Source organism: Streptomyces sp. NBC_00239 (genome assembly GCF_036194065.1).
Classification (GTDB): domain Bacteria; phylum Actinomycetota; class Actinomycetes; order Streptomycetales; family Streptomycetaceae; genus Streptomyces.
The window spans coordinates 4,847,820-4,863,247 of sequence record NZ_CP108095.1 but is presented as its reverse complement, the minus strand read 5'-3'; the positions used below and the strand labels follow the sequence as shown (position 1 = coordinate 4,863,247).

The window sequence follows — 15,428 nt, the reverse complement described above, 5'->3', positions numbered from 1 at the left end:
GGCCCCTCGGCGCTGTGTGCGTACCCGGTAGCAGTCGGGTGCGGCGCCGTGCCCTGCCGCTTACGACCTGTCGTCGAACTCGTCCCGGATGTCGTCCGTGGACTGCCGGCCCTGCCGCTGAGCGCGCTGTCGCGTCTCGTCGGCGGCCTTCGACGCCTTCTCCCGGTCCGTGCCTTCCCTGGCCTTCTGCGCCTGCTCCTTGAGCTGGTTCGCCTTGTCCTGGAACTGGTCCTTGATGCCCATGCTTTTCACTCCTGGAGGGGTGTCGGTGGTAGGGCCTCGATCAGACTTGCACGCAGGGACAAAGCTCGCATTTCGATCATCCCCGGCTACCGCCGGGAGGTGCCCCCAGGCGTGCGCGCCTGCTCGTCCGCGGCCCCGCCCGCACCCACCAGCCCGGTGCCCACGCTGCCGAGCCGGGGCTCGAACCGCTTCATCTCGCGCTGGCCGACGGCGGCGATGATGCCGGGCAGGTAGCCGCGCGTGCCCTGCATGCCCCGCAGCCACCACTGCGCGTACACGTGCGCGGAGCGCCGCTCGATGCCGGCCACGATCCGGTCGACGGCCGGGCCCAGCGGATAGGTGCGGTTGGAGGGCCACGGCAGCCGCTGGCGCAGCTCCCGCATCACGTCGTCCTGGTCGGCCCCGCGGACCATGTCGGTGTCCGTCCACGACAGGTAGCCGACGCCGACCCGGACGCCCTTGTAGCCGACCTCGGCGCGCAGGCTGTGCGCGAAGGCCTCGACCCCCGACTTGGAGGCGCAGTACGCGGTCATCATCGGCGCCGGGGTGATCGCGGCGAGCGAGGCGATCTGGAGGAAGTAGCCGCGGCTCTCCATCAGGACGGGCAGGAAGGCGCGCGCGGTGACGGCGCCGCCGATCAGGTTGACCTCGATGACCCGCCGCCAGGCGACCGGGTCGGAGTCCACGAACGGGCCGCCGGCCGCGACGCCCGCGTTGGCGACGACGATGTCCACCTTGCCGAAGTGCTGCTTGACCTCTTCGGCCACCCGCGCCATCGCCTCGTGGTCGGTGACGTCCGCGTACCAGTGGGCGCTGTCGGTGTGCAGCCGCTCGGAGACCTCCTTGAGGGCCTCGGGCTCCAGGCCGACGAGGGCGACCTTCGCGCCGCGCGCCGAGAGCTTGCGGGCGAGCAGCTCGCCGACCCCACGGGCCGCGCCGGTCACGACGGCGACCTGGCCTTCCAGACTGTTGCGTGCGCTCACGGCGTCTCCTTCTGGGCCTGCCGGCCGGAAACCTGCGGGGATGGCGAAGAGGGCGGGGATGGCGGAGCTGCCTGCGGAGGAACCCGCGCGGGCAGGTGGGTGCGTACGAGATCGGCGATCCGGCCGGTGACGGCCTCGGGCGCCTCGACGGGGGTCATGTGCCCCACCCCGGCCAGTTCGGTGAGCCCGACGCAGTGCGGCAGCTCGGCGGCCAGGCCACGGGCGTGCACGAGCGGGGTGAGCCGGTCCGCGGTGCCGCCGATCACGGCGGTCGGCACCTTCAGGGCCCGCGCCCCGGCCGTCAGGTCGAGCCCGGCCAGCACCGCGGACCAGGCGTGCCGGACCCCGGTCGGGCAGGCGTGCACGATCCGGGCGCAGGCGTCGACCCGGTCCGGGGCCGCGCCGGGGCCCATGGTGGCGTACTTGAGCACCGCGCGGGCCACCGGCGTGACGGGCCCGAGCGGGGCCCGGGCGCCGAGGACGGCGCGGGTCAGCCGGGTCCGCAGGCCGCCCGGGCGCAGTGGCAGCACGAGCGACTCGTCGACGAGGCGGGCGGCGCCGGTGCTGCACAGCAGGACGGCGGCGGCGTGTTCGGCGAACTCGGGGCGCTCGGCGGCGGCCATCACCGTCATGCCGCCCATGGAGTGCCCGGCGATCACGGCGCGCTCGCCGGGCGCCAGGGTGGTCTTCAGCACCGCCACCAGGTCGTCGGCGAGGACGGTGGTGCCGTAGTGGGCGGCGGCCGGGCTGCGGCCGTGACCGCGCTGGTCGTACGCGATGACCCGGTGGCCGGTGGCGAGGGCGCGGATCTGGGCGGCCCAGAAGGCAGTAGAGCAGGTCCAGCCGTGGGCCAGGACGACGGCCGGGGCGTCCTCGGGGCCGTGCTCCTCGACGTGCAGCCGGGCGCCGTCGGCGGAGACGGCCACGTGCTCGCGGCGGGCCGCGGGCGCGTCGTGGGGTCCGGCGGTGTGGTGCGCGAGGCGGCTCACGCGGCGCCCTCCACGCGCTCCGGCGCGCCGCTTCCGGCCGCGGCGGCGGGGGCGCCGGGGGCGGCTGCGGCGGCGGGGGTGGCCGCGGCGGGCACCCGGAGCCGGTCCCGCTTCCGGTCCCGGTCGCGGTCCCGGATCACCTCGTACTCGGTGAGGTCCACGGACCGCGTCTCGCGCCGGAACTCGCCGGTGGTGCCCGGCCACAGCGTCGTGTTGCGCCCGCTCGCGTCGAGGTACCAGCTGGCGCAGCCGCCGTTGCTCCACACCGTGCGGGTCATCCGGTCCTGCACCCGCCGGTTCCAGGCGTGCACCGCCGAGGGCCGCGCCGCCAGCGCCGCGCGGCCGCCCAGCACGCCCAGCTGCCGCATGTAGTCGGCCATGTAGTTCAGCTGGGACTCGATCATGAGGATCATCGAGCTGTTCCCCAGGCCGGTGTTCGGGCCGATGATCGTCATCCAGTTGGGGAAGCCGGCGGCGGTCGCGCCGCGCAGCGACTGCATGCCGTCCTTCCAGGTGTCGGCGAGGGTCTTGCCCTCGGCGCCCACCACCCGGTCGGCGATCGGCAGGTCCGTCACGTGGAAGCCGGTGCCGAAGATGATCGCGTCGACCTCGGTCTCGGTGCCGTCCGACGCGATCAGCCTGTTCCCGCGGACCTCGCTGAGCCCGGCGGCCACCACGTCGACGTTCGGCCGGGCCAGGGCCGGGTAGTACGTGCTGGACAGCAGGATCCGCTTGCATCCGAGCCGGTACGAGGGCGTCAGCTTGGCGCGCAGCGCCGGGTCCTTGATGGAGCGCGCCATGTTGGCCTTGGCCATCGACTCGATCAGGCCGAGCTGGTTGGGGTGCTTGGTGAAGGCGCCGACCTGGAGCTCGCGCAGCCCCCACAGCAGTCCGCGGCGGGCCGCCCGGGTGAAGGGCAGCTGGCGGTGCAGCCAGCGCTCGACGCCGGAGATGGCCCGGTCGGTGCGCGGCAGCACCCACGGCGCGGTCCGCTGGAAGAGGGTGAGGGTCCCGGTCTCGCCGGCGATGGCGGGCACGATCTGGATGGCCGAGGCGCCGGTGCCGATCATCGCCACGCGCTTGCCGCGCAGGTCGTAGTCGTGGTCCCAGCGGGCCGAGTGGAAGACCTTGCCGGGGAAGTCGGCGAGCCCGGGGATCTCGGGCGTCTTCGGGTCGGAGAGCGGTCCGGTCGCGGAGACGACCACGTCGGCGACGAGGCTGCCAGCCGAGGTCTCGATCTCCCAGTACAACTCCTCGGCGTTCCAGCGCATCATCTCGACTTCGGAGTTCAGCCTGATGTGGCGGCGCAGTCCGAAGGTGTCGGCGACCTGCTCCAGGTACTGCCGGATGTGCCGCTGGCCGGAGAAGGTCCGCGGCCAGTCGGGGTTGGGGGCGAAGGAGAAGGAGTAGAGGTGGGAGGGGACGTCGCAGGCGCACCCCGGGTAGCTGTTGTCGCGCCAGGTGCCGCCGACCGAGTCGGCGCGTTCCAGCACGACGAAGTCCGTGATGCCTTCCCGCCGGAGCCGGACCGCCGCCCCCAGCCCGCCGAAACCGGATCCGATCACCGCCACGCGTACGTGTTCGCGCTCCTGCCCGCCCTCACGCTCGGCCATGCCGCCGCCCTCCCGCAGTCCCTGTCCCAGTACCACGACCTTGCCAGCAATCACTGGCACGATGGGGAGAGTAGAGCAGTGCCGTACTCATGGGTAGGGGTTGCGCGCGGAAAGTTACCGACGGTACGACCCCAAGGCGCCGGACCGGCACCGGCCCGGCCCGAAACCCGCCGCCACCCCATAGGCTGCGCCCGTGGTCGAAGACAGGCAGCCGGCAGAGCCCGCCGAGGGCACCGTACGCGAATACCGGGTGGAGGAACTGGCCGAGGCGGCCGGCCTCCCGGTCCGCACCGTGCGCTTCTACCGCGAGCGCAAGCTGCTCCCGCCGCCGCGCCGCGAAGGCCGCATCGCCTGGTACGACGACCACCACCTGGCCCGGCTGCGCACCATCTCCGCCCTCCTGGAGCGCGGCCACACGCTCGGCGGCATCGCGGAACTGACCGCCGCCTTCGAGAGCGGCCGGGACGTGGGCCAGCTCGGCGAGCTGCTCGGCCTCGCCGACGGCGGCGTCCTGGACTGGTCCGAGGAGACCCCGGTCCGACTGACCCCCGAGGCGCTCGCCGACTACTTCGAGGGCGAGGTCACCCCCGAGAACCTCGCCGCCTCGCTGGACCTCGGCTACCTGGCCGTCGACGGCGACGAGATCGTGCACGTCAGCCGCCGGCTGCTGGACGTCTCCTCGGCCCTCGTCCGCGAGGGCGTGCCGCTCGCCGCCGTCCTGGAGGCGGGCCGCCGGGTCCGCGAGCACGCGGACGCGATGGCGGACCTGTTCGCGGAGCTGATCGCCGGGCACCTGCCCGGCGGCCGGGACGACCTGCCCAAGGCCATGGACCGGCTCCGGCCGCTCGCCAAGAGCGTGGTCGAGGCGGAGCTGTCCATGGCGATGGACCGCAGGCTGCGGACTCAGAACCCGTAGGCGACCGTGACCGGCGCGTGGTCCGACCAACGCTCCGGATGCGTCGAGGCCCGCTCGACGACCGCCTTCACGGCCCGTGCGGCCAGCCCCGGGGTCGCGACGTGCAGGTCGATGCGCCAGCCCGCGTCGTTGTCGAAGGCCCGCCCCCGGTAGGACCACCAGGAGTACGGGCCCTCGGTGTCGGGGTTCAGCGCGCGCACCACGTCGACGTAGCCCGCGCCCGCCTCGTCGTAGACCGTGCCGAGCCACTCGCGCTCCTCGGGCAGGAAGCCGGCGTTCTTCCGGTTGGTCTTCCAGTTCTTGAGGTCCGCCTCCTGGTGGCAGATGTTCCAGTCGCCGCAGACCAGCACCTCGCGGCCGTCCGCCGCGGCCCGCACCCGCAGCGCGGCCAGGTACGCCGCGAACTCCGCCATGAAACGGTACTTCTCGTCCTGCTTCTCGGTACCGGCCTCGCCGGACGGCAGGTAGAGGCTGGCCACGGTCACGCCCGGGAGGTCGATCTCCAGGTAGCGCCCGCTGCTGTCGAATTCGTCACTCCCGAAGCCGACCTGGACGCGCTCGGGCGCACGCCGGCTGTAGACCGCCACGCCGGCCCGGCCCTTGGCCGCCGCCGGGGCGAACACGGTGTGCCAGCCCTCGGGCGCCCGGACCTCGTCCGGGATCTGCCCTTCCTCGGCACGGACCTCCTGGAGGCAGATCACATCGGACTCGGTCCCGGCCAGCCAGGGCACGAAGCCCTTCTTGGCGGCGGCGCGGATCCCATTCACGTTCACGGAGGTCACACTGAGCATCCCGGCACCATACCCCCGCGATTTCGCCATTCCGTACGATGCTCACATGCCGAACGGGATCCAGCTCCGCGTCACCACGTACGACCATCCGGACGCGGTCAAGCTCAACGACGAGGTACAGGTCGAGTACCGCGAGCGCTACCAGGGCGAGGGCGACGAGACCCCGCTGGACCCGTCGATGTTCGTTCCGCCGAACGGGATCTACCTCCTCGCCTACGACGCCGACGGCAACCCCGTCGCCAGCGGGGCCTGGCGCGCGCAGGACGAGAACGAAGAGGGCTACTCGGACGGCGACGCCGAGATCAAGCGGATGTACGTCATACCCGAGGCCCGCGGGCTGGGCCTGGCCCGCCGCATCCTCACCGCGCTGGAAGTCGACGCCCGCGCGGCGGGCCGCACCCGGATGGCCCTGGAAACGGGCGACCAGCAGCCGGAAGCGATAGCCCTCTACCTCTCGAGCGGCTACGACTTCTGCCCCAAGTTCGGCCTCTACCGCCACTACAACTCCAGCCGCTGCATGTCCAAACCCCTCGCCTAACCCCCGGCCGACCTCCGGCCCACTTCAGCCTCGCCGGCTGACCGTGGCGCAGGCGCACCTCCAACCCACCGGCCGACCTGGGCGCATATCCAGCCCCGCCGGCGTTTGAGGCGCACCCCCGCCCAGCCGCACGGGCCGACGCTGCACACACTTCAGCCCCTCCGGCGTTTGAGGCGCACCCCCGCCCAGCCGCACGGGCCGACGCTGCACACACTTCAGCCCCTCCGGCGATTGAGGCGCACCCCCGCCCAGCCGCACGGGCCGACGCTGCGCACACTTCAGCCCCTCCGGCGATTGAGGAGCGGGTCCGGGCAGAGCCCGGTGCCCGGCGGAGCCGGGTTGCTTGGGGCTCCGCCCCAAACCCCGCGCCTCAAACGCCGGCGAGGCTGGGATTTGCCCGCCAGGGCACCTACGAGCCCGGGAATTGCCCCTCGGGCAGCCGACAGGGCTGGAGGTCGCGCCCCAGGGCACCGACAAGGCCCGGGGTGATACCCCGGGTGTCGGGCGGCGGGGTTAGTGCCAGGTGGGGGCGTCCGTGCCCCAGCGGGACGGCGTACGGGCCCAGTCCGCCGGCGCCCCGGCCAACGGCGGCGACGCATACCGCAACCGCCCATACGCCGAATCCGCCCCCCGCAACCACTCCCCCGCGTCGTACGCGGCCCCCGCTCCGCCGGACGGTTCGGCCACCGAGTCCACCTCCCGGCACAGCCAGGACGCCGTACCCGCCAGCGAGAACCGCAGCACCCGCCCACCCCCGTCCGCCAGCGCACGCAGCACCCCGGCCGCGACCAGATACCCCGTGCCGTGGTCGAGCGCCTGCGCCGGCAGGACCCCCGGCCGCCCGTCCGGCCCCGCCTCCAGCGCGGCGATCCCGTACCCGGCCTGCACGAGCGAGTCGAAGCCGCGCCGCCCCGCCCACGGCCCGGCCCAGCCCCACGCGCACAGCCGGGCCACCACCAGGCCCGGGCGCCGGGCCGTCAGTTCCTCGGGCGAGAGCCCGAAGCGGTCCAGCGCCCCCGGCCGGTACCCGCAGACGACCACGTCCGCCTCCGCCAGCAGTTCCTCGAACACCGCCCGGTCCCCCGGCCGCCCCAGGTCCAGCCGGGCCGACCGCTTCCCGAAGCCGGTGTCCGCGTGCGCGTCGTCGTCCTCCGGGAGCCCCGGCGAGTCCACCCGCAGGACGTCCGCGCCCAGCAGGCCCAGCGTGCGGGTGGCGACCGGCCCGGCGATGACCCGGGTCAGGTCCAGGACGCGCACCCCCGAGGCGGGCAGCTCGCCCGCCCCGAGGCGACGCCCGCGCCGGTCCCCGTCCACCGCCTCGACCAGCGGTTGCGGCTCCCCGAGCCGCCCGGCGACCGCGACGGCCAGCCCGCCCGCCGCGTACACCTCTTCCTGCACGTCGGCCGCCGCCCGCCCCGCGAGGACCTCGCGCAGCGCCTCGGGGGTCTGCTCCGCCGGCCCCAGCCCCAGCGCGGCGGCGAGGGCGGCCCGGTGGTGCGGATAGTTCGCGTGCGTCCGCAGCCAGCCGTCCGCCGTCTGCCAGAAGCCCGACAGTGGCGCGAACGACACCGGGGTGCGGCCGTCGACCTGAAGGTGCCGCTCGCTCACGAAGGCCGTGGACACCGCCCCTTCGTCCACCGTCAGGGCCGGCACGGGCGTGCCGTTGCGGACCGCCGCCAGCTCGGCGGCGGCCAGCGAACACGCGCCCACCGTGGCCCGCGCCAGCTCCCGGACCGGCAGCCGACCCCCCGTCAGGGCGCCCGCGCCCCGGTACGTCACCCGGCCCGCCAGTTCCGGCGCGCCACCGAGTGCCGCCCATGCCTGCGCGGTTGCCGCGTCCACCTGCTGATTCGTCGTCATGCTGCATTCTCGACCGGTCGGCGCCACGCGCGGGCCGTGGCCTTCGTCACCCGCCTGCCGCCCCAAACCCGACCCCACCGGATCCGGTGAACCGGTTCGCTCGTACGAGCGACTCGGCGTGACTACGCAACGTGATCGACGCAACACTCTGTGCGTACCCACTTTCGCGTAATCGTTCGGCATGTTTCCCAGAGGAGTGCTCCCATGCGCATCACGCGTCCCCTGCTCGCGGCCACCGGCGCCGCCGCCCTGCTGTTCGGACTCGGCACCGTGACCGCGTCCCCCGCCGTCGCCGACCCCTGCGGCTTCTACAAGACCCACTCCGACGCCTACTACAACCACTGCACGAGCGACGGCTCGCGCGTCGTGATCGAGGTGGAGGTCTTCGGCCCGAACTACGAGAAGTGCGTGGGCCCGGGCCTCACCTGGCTGGGCTCGGCGAGCAGGATCGACGGCGCCTGGTACGTCGGCCGCACCTGCTAGGCGTCTCTTCCGGAAGGCGGCCTAGGACGGCGCCTCCGATGCCTGCCGGCGGAACTCCTCCGCCGGCAGGCCGCCGATCCCCCAGTCCTCCAGGGCCACTTCGTCGATGACCACGAAGGTCGTCGCCGGGCTCTTGCCCAGCACCGACACCATCAGGTCGGTGATCCCCGCGATGACCCGCGCCTTCTGCTCGGGCGTCGCGCCCTCGCGGGTGATCCTCACGTTCACGTACGGCACGGCTCATTCCTCCGTCTCGAAGTGGAAGACCTTGGAGATGACCCGCCAGCGGCCGTCCACCCGCAGCAGGGTCAGGAAGTCGGTGTAGCGGCGCGGACCCATCGCGCACTCCACCCGCGCCAGCGCGGTCACCGGGCCCGCGAACTCGACGGAGACGATCCGGTCCCGGCGCTCCTCCCGCCGCGCGGCCGGCGGCTCCCGGCGGGCGACCACCGGGAAGTACTCCGGCATGGTCAGCCGCAGCAGGGGACCCTCGGTGGCGGTGGCGTACACCGCCTCGGGGTGGAAGACCTGCTCCAGCAACCCCGTGTCGCCGTGGTACAGCCCGTCGAAGTAGTGCGCCAGCACCGCCCGGACCTCGGCCTCGGCCGGCAGTACCCCGCTCACAGGGTGCGCCCGGTGACGTGGCCGCCGTCGACCCGCAGCGCGTGGCCGGTGACGAAGCCGGCGCCCGCGAGGTACAGCACCGCCTCGGCGATCTCGTCGACCTCGCCGACCCGGTCCAGGAGGGCGAGCCCGCCGAAGGCGTCCACGTCGGCGCCCTCGTGCAGCGGGCTGCGGACGATGCCGGCCGCGACCAGGTTGACCCGGATGCCGTCGGCGGCGAGTTCCGCGGCCAGGCTCGTGGTCAGGGCGTGCACGCCGCCCTTGCTCACCACCGGGGCGGAGCAGGGGAATCCGGCGAGCCCGTGGTCGACGAGGACGGTGCCGATGTTGACGACGGAGCCGCCGCGGCCCTGCGCGCGCAGCCGCCGCACCACGGCCTGGGTGGTCAGGAAGGTCCCCTTGAGGTTCCCGTCCAGGAATCCGTCGAGCTCGTCCTCCGTGACCTCCGTGAAGGGCTTGGCGGCGAAGGTGCCCGCGTTGTTGACGAGGACGTCGACCCCGCCGAAGCGCTCGACGGCGGCGCGGACCAGCGCCTCGCCGGTCGCGGCGCTCCCGATGCCGCCGGCCACCGCGGCGACCCGCTCGGGGTGCCCGAGGACGGCCGCGGCCTTGGCGAGCCGCTCGCCGTCCCGGCCGTTGAGGACCACGTTGGCGCCCTGCGCCAGGAAGGCCCGGGCGATGTCCAGGCCGATGCCGCTGGAAGAGCCGGTGACGATGGCGGTGCGGGGCTGAGACATGGCGGAACTCCCGTTGCTCGTACGTCGTTCACCCGGCCCGTTGGCCGGCATCAACGAACCTAGGAGCATCCCGCTCATCACACCACGACGAAGATTGGAGCCTGCCATAATCCCTCGTTATGGGAATGGATGTGGACCTGCGTGACCTCGAACTCCTCACCGCCACCGCGGAGTCCGGCAGTCTGACCGCCGCCGCCGAGCGGCTCTTCGTGAGCCAGCCGGCCCTGAGCCAGCGCCTCACCCGCCTGGAGGACCGCCTGGGCCTGCGGCTCTTCGACCGGAACGGCCGCCGGCTGGTGCCCAATGCGGCGGGCCGGCGGATGCTGGTGGCGGCCCGTCACGTGCTGGGCGAACTGGAGTCGGCCACCCGCGACCTGCGGGAGATGCGCGACGGGCACCCGCTGCGGGTGCGGTTCACGGCCCAGTGCAGCACCACCTTCCCCTGGCTGCCCCCGGTGATCCGCGCCTTCCGCACCCAGCACCCGGAGGCGGAGGTCCGCCTGGAGTCGGTGCCGGACGACGCGCCGGTCCCCGCGCTGCTGGCCGACCGGGTGGACGTGGCGCTGGTGACCAAGCCGGACCTGGAGATGGACCGGGTCAGCATGACCCGCCTCTTCGACGACGAGATGGTGGCGGTGGTCCCTTCGGGCCACCCGTGGGCGGCCCGGCCGCACGTCGAGGCGGAGGACTTCGCCGGCACCCACCTGATGGTCTACGACGTCTACGACCCGAACCGGATCCCGTCGGTGCCGCTCCCGCTGCCGCACGGCGCCCGCCCGGCCCGCATCACCACGATGCCGGTGATCACCGACCTGCTGATCGAGATGGTGGCCGGCGGCCAGGGCATCGCCGTGCTCCCCAACTGGGTGGCCGCCCCGTACGTTTCCTCGCACGGCGTGGGACTGGTCCGGCTGGGCCACGGGGGCCACCGCCGGACCTGGTGCGTCGCCACCCGTCCCGGTCCCCGCCCGCCCCACCTGGAGGCGTTCGTCAACGAACTGACCACCCGCCTCGGCACCCTCTGACGCGCCCCCGACCGCAGCCCCCGACCGGTCGTGCCGGTCGGGCACCGCGGCGGCCGACCATCGGGCCGCCCGGCCCGGAACGCAGAAGATCCCGCCCGATCTTGCGATCGGACGGGATCCTCTATGTCTGTGGACCTGTGGGGATTTGAACCCCAGACCCCCTCGATGCGAACGAGGTGCGCTACCAGACTGCGCCACAGGCCCTTGCGACGTGTGAAACATTAGCATCCCCACCGGCGGATCCAAAAATCCGATCCCCGCAGGTCATGCCTCACTCGTTCGCGGCACGCGGACGCTCCTCCGGCTCGTACTGGTCGAACAGCGGCGTGCGGCCGCGTTCGCGCGGCCGGCGGCGGTCGGCGGGGCGCTGCTGACGCTCGTTCGGGGCGGCGGGCTCGGCCTGCCGGGGCTGCTGCGGCTGCGGCTGGGCGCGCAGCCGGGGCTCCGTCGGCTCGGCGGTGCTGGAGCGCGAGGCACTCCAGGACTCGGCCGGCCCGCTGGCCCGCGGGGCGACCGGCGCGGTCACGTAGGTCGGCAGCGGGACGGGTACGGGCTCCCAGCTCTCGCCGCGTGCCGGACCGCGCTCGCGCTCGCGCTGCTGGTCGACCCATTCGGCGTGGTCGGTCTGCTCGACCAGGGCGCGGCGGCCCGCCTCCTGCGGGGAGACCACGGGTGCGGGTTCGGGCTCCGATCCGGTCTCGGTCGCCGACTCGGCCTCCCGGCGGCGCGGCCGGTTCTCGCGCAACTGCCGGGCCGCGGCCTCGGCGCGCCGCCGGTCCATGGTGAACGCGAACCGCCGCTTCTCCTGGACCCGCAGGTGCACGATGTACGCGCTCAGGAGCACGGCCGGCGCGGCCGGCGCCCACAGCAGGCGCAGGCCGCCGACCGCGGCGACGACGGCGCCGAGGGTGAAGGCGAGGAAGAGGAGCCCGGTGGTGCGCCGGCGGCGCGCGAGGACCTGCGAGCGCTGGCGCCGGGCGCGTTCCGCCGCTGCCGCGCCCGCGGCCGCCGCGGCCGCCTGGGAGGGTCTGGGTTCCGCTCGGGTCGGGGGTACGGCGAGGGCCCGGACGTCGACGGAGCTGATCGCTTCCGTCGGGGCTTCCGGGTCCACGGGGGGCTCCGCCTCTGCACCGCGCTCACGCAGTTCCTTGGCATAACGGCGCTCCATGCCCGCCCGGCCCGACAGCAGCCGGATGGCGGTGGAGAAGCGTTCCGTCGGACGAGCCTCGTTCAGCTCGTCCTGCCTCCGGAGCCACATGGGCACCAAGTAGGCGGCCCAGGCCCCGACAATGACTGCGTAGATGAGGCCGCTGCTGCTCACATCTCACACCGTAGAGGGGTCCGGGCGGCGGCATCGGCCAATTGGGCCGGTGTGTCGCACGATCTGGCTGATATCACGGACTTTTTTTGTGATTCTTCGGATCAGTTTATGGGCGAATGAGCAGTTAATTCGAACAAGTTTTTCATTTCTGGGCGGTGCCCGGCCGCAGCCGGTGCCACCGGCGCAGGAGCCCTTCCGGGACTTCCTCGGCCGTCAGCGCGAACACCAGATGGTCCCGCCACGCACCGTCGATGTGGAGATATCGGGGCCGCAGCCCTTCCTCACGGAATCCGAGTTTCTCCACGACCCGCCGGCTCGGCCCGTTCTCGGGTCGAATGCAGACCTCGATGCGGTGCAGACCGACGGAACGGAAGCAGTGGTCGACGGCGAGCGCAACCGCCGTCGGCATGACACCGCGTCCGGCCACTTCGCGGTCCACCCAGTAGCCGACGTGGCCCGCGCACATCGAGCCCCAGGTGATCCCGGCGACCGTCAGCTGCCCGACGAGCCGGCCCTCGTACTCGATGACGAAGGGCAGCATGCGGCCCGCGTTCGCCTCCGCCCGCAGGTGGCGGACCATCTGGCGGTACGTGGGCCGCTGGATCACCGGGCCCCACGGGGCGGGCGGCGGAATGGTGGCCTCCCACGGCCGCAGCCAGTCGCGGTTGCGCCGGTTGACCTCGCGCCAGGCCGCATGGTCGCGCAGCTTTATCGGGCGGAGGACGACCGGTCCGTCCGCCAGCACGACCGGCCAGGAGGGCCCGTTCAGCTCGGGCTCCCGGACGGCCGCGGGTGGTCGCCCCCGCGGATCTGGTCGACGGCGTGCAGCAGGATGCGGTCGAGGACGGCGAGCCCGTCGCGGACCCCGCCCGTCGAGCCGGGCAGGTTCACGATCAGAGTGCGGCCCGCCACTCCGGCCAGGCCCCGGGAGAGCGCCGCGGCAGGCACCTTCGCGAGGCCCTCGGCGCGGACGGACTGCGGGATGCCCGGGATCTCGTAGTCGAGGACGCGGGCGGTGGCGTCGGGCGTCCGGTCGGTGGGCGAGATGCCGGTGCCGCCGGTGGTGAGGATGACGTCGTAGCCGGCCGCCACCCCGTCGCGCAGCGCCTGTTCGACCGGGTCGCCGTCCGGGACCACCCGGGGGCCGTCGACGGCGAATCCGAGCTTCTCCAGGCCCGCGGCGAGCAGCGGGCCGCCCTTGTCGGCGTAGACGCCGGCCGAGGCCCGGTTCGAGGCGGTGACGACCAGCCCGCGCAGGGCGGGGCGGCCCGCGGCGGCTTCCACCGGGGTGCCCTCGGCGCCCGTGCCGTCGGACGTCGTGCCCCCGGCGGCCGGGCCGTGGCTGTGGCTGTGGGCCTCGCCGCCGCGCGGGGCGTTCACGCGCGGTTCCAGTCGCCGGACTTGCCGCCCGTCTTCTCCTCCACGCGCACGTCCGTGATGACCGCGCCCTTGTCGACCGCCTTGACCATGTCGATCACGGTCAGGCCGGCGACGGCGACCGCGGTCAGCGCCTCCATCTCCACGCCCGTGCGGTCGGTGGTCTTGACGGTGGCGAGGATCTCCACGGCGTCATCGGCGACCGACAGGTCCACGGTGACGCCGGAGACCGCCAGCGGATGGCACAGCGGGATCAGGTCCGGGGTCTTCTTGGCGCCCATGATCCCGGCGATCCGCGCGGTGGCGAGGGCGTCGCCCTTGGGGACACCCTCGCCGCGCAGCAGTTCGATCACCCGGGGCGAGACCAGGACCCGGCCGCTCGCGCGGGCCGTACGGGTGGTGACGGCCTTCTCGGAGACGTCGACCATCCGGGCCGCGCCGGCCTCGTCGATGTGCGTCAGCCTGCTCTGCTCAGGGGTTCCGGGGGTTTCCCCCAGGGAAAACGCTGTCATGTGTGCGTGCCGCTCCCGGTCCGGGCCCGCAGACGTTCGCGCGAGGCCTGTGTGGTCCAACACGCTACCCGCACCCGCGCGGGTTCAGCCGAGCAGGACCACTTCCAGCTCTGCGCCCGGTTCCACGGAAGTGACGTCCTCCGGCACCACGATCAGCGAGTCCGCGTGCGCGAGGGCGGCGATCAGGTGCGAGCCGGAACCGCCGACGGTGCTCACGGTGCCGTTCTCCGCGTCGTACGCGCCGCGCAGGAACTGCCGGCGGGCGACCGGGGAGCCGAGCGCCTTGTCGGCCTCCAGGACCGCGCGGACCACCGGCCGGTGCAGGTCCGGCAGGCCCATCAGGGCGCGGATGGCGGGCCGTACGAACAGCTCGAAGGAGACGTACGAGGAGACCGGGTTGCCGGGCAGCGCCAGCAGCGGGGTGTGGTCGGGGCCGATGGAGCCGAAGCCCTGGGGCTTGCCGGGCTGCATGGCGAGCTTGCGGAAGTCGACGCCGCTGCCGGCCTCGTCCTCGTCGCCGACGGCGGACAGCGCCTCCTTGACCACGTCGTACGCGCCGACGCTGACGCCGCCGGTGGTGACGAGGAGGTCGGCGCGGATCAGCTGGTCCTCGATGGCGGCCCGCAGGGTCTCCGCGTCGTCGGCGACGGCGCCGACCCGGTAGGCGATGGCGCCCGCGTCCCGCGCGGCGGCGGCCAGCGCGAAGCTGTTCGAGTCGTAGATCGTGCCCTCGATCAGGGCCTCGCCGGGCTGGACGAGCTCGCTGCCGGTGGACATGACGACCACCCGGGGGCGCGGCCGGACCCGGACGGTGCCGCGGCCGATCGCCGCGAGCAGGGCGATCTGGGGCGGGCCGAGCACCGTGCCGGCGGCCAGGGCGAGGTCGCCGGCCTGGACGTCGGAGCCGCGGGCCCGGACGTGGGCGCGGGCCTCGGCGGCGCGGTGCACGCGGACCTCTCCCCCGGCGCCCTCGGGGGCTTCGCTCGCCGGGGTCATGCCTGCGGCGGCGCCCGCACCGGCGCCGCCGTCGGTCCACTCGACGGGGACGACGGCCTCGGCGCCCGGCGGCAGTGGGGCGCCGGTCATGATGCGGGCGGCCTGGCCGGGTCCGACGGTGGGCAGGTCCCCGCTGCCCGCCGCGACGTCCCCGATCACCGTCAGCACCGCGGGGAACTCCTCGCTCGCCCCCTGGACGTCCGCCACCCGGACGGCGTACCCGTCCATCGAGCTGTTGTCGAAGGGCGGCAGGGCGACGGGCACGGTGACGTCCTCGACGAGGACACAGCCCTGGGCGTCGAGCAGTTGCAGCTCGATCGGCTCCAGCGGGCGGACCGCGGCGAGGATGTCGGCCAGGTGCTCGTCCACCGACCAGAGGCGCTGGTGGCCGGTGTCCTGCGGTGCGGTGCTGCTCAAGGT

At 73.7% G+C, this 15,428-nt stretch carries 18 protein-coding genes and 1 tRNA gene; 4 read left to right on the top strand and 15 right to left on the bottom strand.

The window, feature by feature from the left end; all coding sequences use genetic code 11:
* Positions 1-60: 60 nt before the first annotated feature.
* The 4 genes from OG764_RS21520 to OG764_RS21505 form a co-directional block, all read right to left on the bottom strand.
* Complete coding sequence (locus OG764_RS21520) at positions 61-243, bottom strand: hypothetical protein (protein WP_328970049.1); 183 nt, start codon at positions 241-243, stop codon at positions 61-63.
* An 86-nt stretch (positions 244-329) separates the two neighbouring features.
* Entirely contained in the window at positions 330-1,226 is an 897-nt protein-coding gene (locus tag OG764_RS21515) for an SDR family oxidoreductase (protein WP_328970048.1), read from the bottom strand.
* Positions 1,223-2,215, bottom strand: a complete 993-nt coding sequence (locus OG764_RS21510) for an alpha/beta fold hydrolase (protein WP_328970047.1) — start codon at positions 2,213-2,215, stop codon at positions 1,223-1,225. The genes OG764_RS21515 and OG764_RS21510 overlap by 4 nt, the downstream gene beginning before the upstream one ends.
* On the bottom strand, positions 2,212-3,828 hold the full coding sequence (locus OG764_RS21505) for a flavin-containing monooxygenase (protein ID WP_328973106.1): 1,617 nt from the start codon (positions 3,826-3,828) through the stop codon (positions 2,212-2,214). Before OG764_RS21505 ends, OG764_RS21510 begins: the two co-directional genes overlap by 4 nt.
* Positions 3,829-4,021: 193 nt before the next feature.
* Between OG764_RS21505 and OG764_RS21500 the strand changes: the two genes are divergently transcribed.
* On the top strand, positions 4,022-4,744 hold the full coding sequence (locus OG764_RS21500) for a MerR family transcriptional regulator (RefSeq protein ID WP_328970046.1): 723 nt from the start codon (positions 4,022-4,024) through the stop codon (positions 4,742-4,744).
* Here the strand turns inward: OG764_RS21500 and OG764_RS21495 are convergent.
* Positions 4,732-5,535: an exodeoxyribonuclease III gene (locus OG764_RS21495; protein WP_328970045.1), complete on the bottom strand. Its 804-nt coding sequence runs from the start codon at positions 5,533-5,535 to the stop codon at positions 4,732-4,734. The two genes, OG764_RS21500 and OG764_RS21495, sit on opposite strands and share 13 nt — an antisense overlap.
* A 46-nt stretch (positions 5,536-5,581) precedes the next feature.
* On the opposite strand from OG764_RS21495, the gene OG764_RS21490 reads away from it, so the two are divergent.
* Positions 5,582-6,073: a GNAT family N-acetyltransferase gene (locus tag OG764_RS21490; RefSeq protein ID WP_328970044.1), complete on the top strand. Its 492-nt coding sequence runs from the start codon at positions 5,582-5,584 to the stop codon at positions 6,071-6,073.
* Positions 6,074-6,586: 513 nt separating this feature from the next.
* Here the strand turns inward: OG764_RS21490 and OG764_RS21485 are convergent.
* On the bottom strand, positions 6,587-7,933 hold the full coding sequence (locus OG764_RS21485) for a CoA transferase (protein ID WP_328970043.1): 1,347 nt from the start codon (positions 7,931-7,933) through the stop codon (positions 6,587-6,589).
* 204 nt (positions 7,934-8,137) lie between these two features.
* Between OG764_RS21485 and OG764_RS21480 the strand changes: the two genes are divergently transcribed.
* On the top strand, positions 8,138-8,416 hold the full coding sequence (locus OG764_RS21480; protein ID WP_328970042.1) for a DUF6355 family natural product biosynthesis protein: 279 nt from the start codon (positions 8,138-8,140) through the stop codon (positions 8,414-8,416).
* A 21-nt stretch (positions 8,417-8,437) separates the two neighbouring features.
* Here the strand turns inward: OG764_RS21480 and OG764_RS21475 are convergent, their stop codons facing one another.
* From OG764_RS21475 to OG764_RS21465, 3 genes are read right to left on the bottom strand one after another with little or no spacing between them, the layout of a single operon-like run.
* On the bottom strand, positions 8,438-8,653 hold the full coding sequence (locus OG764_RS21475) for a tautomerase family protein (RefSeq protein ID WP_328970041.1): 216 nt from the start codon (positions 8,651-8,653) through the stop codon (positions 8,438-8,440).
* 3 nt (positions 8,654-8,656) lie between these two features.
* The gene (locus tag OG764_RS21470; RefSeq protein ID WP_328970040.1) at positions 8,657-9,040 is read right to left on the bottom strand and encodes a nuclear transport factor 2 family protein; all 384 of its coding nucleotides are present in this window, start codon (positions 9,038-9,040) and stop codon (positions 8,657-8,659) included.
* Positions 9,037-9,777, bottom strand: a complete 741-nt coding sequence (locus OG764_RS21465; protein WP_328970039.1) for an SDR family NAD(P)-dependent oxidoreductase — start codon at positions 9,775-9,777, stop codon at positions 9,037-9,039. The genes OG764_RS21470 and OG764_RS21465 overlap by 4 nt, the downstream gene beginning before the upstream one ends.
* A gap of 119 nt (positions 9,778-9,896) precedes the next feature.
* Between OG764_RS21465 and OG764_RS21460 the strand changes: the two genes are divergently transcribed.
* The gene (locus OG764_RS21460; RefSeq protein WP_328970038.1) at positions 9,897-10,802 is read left to right on the top strand and encodes a LysR family transcriptional regulator; all 906 of its coding nucleotides are present in this window, start codon (positions 9,897-9,899) and stop codon (positions 10,800-10,802) included.
* 130 nt (positions 10,803-10,932) lie between these two features.
* Here OG764_RS21460 and OG764_RS21455 read toward each other — a convergent pair.
* The 6 genes from OG764_RS21455 to glp form a co-directional block, all read right to left on the bottom strand.
* A tRNA-Ala gene (locus tag OG764_RS21455) sits at positions 10,933-11,006 on the bottom strand.
* 67 nt (positions 11,007-11,073) lie between these two features.
* Positions 11,074-12,123, bottom strand: a complete 1,050-nt coding sequence (gene sepX / locus OG764_RS21450; RefSeq protein WP_328970037.1) for a divisome protein SepX/GlpR — start codon at positions 12,121-12,123, stop codon at positions 11,074-11,076.
* A 142-nt stretch (positions 12,124-12,265) separates the two neighbouring features.
* Positions 12,266-12,892, bottom strand: a complete 627-nt coding sequence (locus OG764_RS21445) for a GNAT family N-acetyltransferase (protein WP_328973105.1) — start codon at positions 12,890-12,892, stop codon at positions 12,266-12,268.
* Entirely contained in the window at positions 12,889-13,407 is a 519-nt protein-coding gene (locus OG764_RS21440; RefSeq protein ID WP_328973104.1) for a MogA/MoaB family molybdenum cofactor biosynthesis protein, read from the bottom strand. The genes OG764_RS21445 and OG764_RS21440 overlap by 4 nt, the downstream gene beginning before the upstream one ends.
* 92 nt (positions 13,408-13,499) lie before the next feature.
* Positions 13,500-14,012 carry a cyclic pyranopterin monophosphate synthase MoaC gene (gene moaC, locus OG764_RS21435; protein ID WP_328970036.1) on the bottom strand — a complete coding sequence of 171 codons (513 nt, stop codon included), beginning with the start codon at positions 14,010-14,012 and terminating at the stop codon, positions 13,500-13,502.
* A gap of 84 nt (positions 14,013-14,096) precedes the next feature.
* A complete protein-coding gene (gene glp / locus OG764_RS21430) occupies positions 14,097-15,425 on the bottom strand; it encodes a molybdotransferase-like divisome protein Glp (protein ID WP_328970035.1) in 1,329 nt (442 codons plus the stop codon).
* Positions 15,426-15,428: the final 3 nt, after the last annotated feature.